Source organism: Gluconobacter sp. P1D12_c, assembly GCF_018812105.1.
Lineage (GTDB): Bacteria > Pseudomonadota > Alphaproteobacteria > Acetobacterales > Acetobacteraceae > Gluconobacter > Gluconobacter oxydans_A.
Genome location: NZ_JACSIQ010000594.1, coordinates 1 through 415, shown reverse-complemented (window position 1 = coordinate 415; position 415 = coordinate 1). Strand labels below are relative to the sequence as shown.

Here is a 415-nt window from a genome sequence, read left to right as displayed (position 1 = left end):
TTGCAGGGGATCTGCCGCCGGAAACCCGTTGTCGTTTGGACAAAATGCTGGAGCGTCGTGGCGATCGCAGTGCCTCCTGGCTCTCGTGGCTGCGTAACCCGCCCTTGTCACCAGCCGCGCGCAATATCCTGCGATTGCTGGAACGCCTGGAGTGTGTACGATCCCTGAACCTCGACAGCGCTCGCGCCACGACCATACCGCGTGTGGCCTTTGACCGTTTGAGCGAAGAAGCTGCCCGGATTACGCCCCAGCATCTGGCCGAGCTTCGGTCATCCCGTCGTTACGCCATTCTGGTGGCAGCCGGGGTCCGACTTGAGGAGGTTCTAACCGACGCGGCCCTCACAATGATGGACAAACTCCTCGGAAGCATGATGCGCCGTGCCGAGCACCGGATCCGTGACAAAGCGATTGTCAC

General features: G+C 61.4%; 1 pseudogene. It reads left to right on the top strand.

The features are described from left to right. Positions 1-415, top strand: a pseudogene (locus KP705_RS18310) (Tn3 family transposase); the annotation flags it as partial.